We start from the raw sequence: 1,259 nt of genomic DNA, 5'->3' as shown, positions 1-1,259 counted from the left end.
GGTCGCATTCCATGCACCCGTAGAGCGCCTCCACGACGGCCCCGGTTCCGTCCGCGCGGACGCCGGCCAGCTCATGTCCGATGACCCGTTCCAGCCCGAACCGCATGTACATCAGGTCCGAGCTGCAGATGCTCGCTGCCGCGATCCGGATGACCTCGTCCCCGACTCCCGGTGGCTCGTCGAGGTCGACGACGGTGATCTCGCCCGCTTTGGGGCGTGCGGCCTTCACGGACGTCGGCGGGCGGCGGGCAGGAGGGCCGGGTGCTGGGTGAAGTGGTCGATCCCGGGCATGTCGGTGCCGGGCGGCACGATCTTGTCGATGGCGTCGAGCGCGTCCGCGTCGAGGTCGACGTCGGCGGCGTTCAGCGCGTCCTCAAGGTGCTTCATGGTGCGCGGCCCGATGATCGTCGAGGTGATGGCGGGATGGCTGGAGACGAACGCCATGGCCAGCTCGGTCAGGGTGATGCCCGCCTGGTCGGCGACGCCGCGCAGGGCGTCCACGGCGTCGAACCGGGCGGGCGAGGAGCGGTCTTCGGCCGAGCTGACCGTTCCCTGCATGAACGGGCTGGTCGGGTCGTAGCGTGAGCCGGCCGGCGGCTCCTGGCCGCGCTGGTACTTGCCGGTCAGCCAGCCGCCGGCGAGCGGGCTCCAGGGGATGACCGCCATCCGGTGCCGCCGGCACGCGGGCAGGACGTCCTGTTCGATCGACCGGGCGAAGATCGAGTACTGCGGCTGTTCGCAGACGAACCGTTCGCCGCCGCGGCGGGCCGCCGCCCACTGGGCCTCGACGATCCAGTCCGCCGGGAACGACGACGAGCCCAGGTAGAGGACCTTGCCCTGGCGGACGAGGTCGGTGAGGGCGCCGAGGGTCTCCTCCAGGTCGGTGTTCCAGTCGAGCTTGTGCATCTGGTACAGGTCGATGCGGTCGGTGCCCAGCCGGCGCAGGCTGCCCTCGACGGCCTGCGTGATCCATCGGCGGGAGGATCCCCGCTGGAGGCGGTCGCCCATGGGGAAGAAGCACTTGGTCGCCAGCACCACGTCGTCCCGGCGGGATTTCACCGCCCGGCCGATGATCTCCTCGCTCTCGCCGTGCGAGTACACGTCGGCCGTGTCGATGAAGTTGATTCCGCCGTCCAGCGCGCGGTTGATGATCCGGACGTTGTCGTCGGGATCGGTGCTTCCCAGCCGGCCGAAGTTCATCGTGCCCAGGCACTGGGTGCTTACCTCGACACCGGTTGTTCCGAATCTGCGATATCTCA

General features: G+C 69.5%; 1 protein-coding gene and 1 pseudogene. Both read right to left on the bottom strand.

Features of this window, described 5'->3' with window-relative positions; translation table 11 throughout:
- Positions 1–229 (bottom strand): annotated as a pseudogene (locus tag AC559T_RS13305) (alcohol dehydrogenase catalytic domain-containing protein); the annotation flags it as partial.
- On the bottom strand, positions 226–1,259 hold a 1,034-nt coding region (locus tag AC559T_RS13300), incomplete at its 5' end, for an aldo/keto reductase (protein WP_131628024.1). The pseudogene AC559T_RS13305 and the gene AC559T_RS13300, both read right to left, overlap by 4 nt.

This window comes from Frankia sp. Hr75.2 (assembly GCF_949319125.1).
Lineage (GTDB): Bacteria > Actinomycetota > Actinomycetes > Frankiales > Frankiaceae > Parafrankia > Parafrankia soli.
The sequence above is the reverse complement of the archived record's forward strand: the minus strand, read 5'-3'. Positions and strand labels throughout refer to the sequence as shown.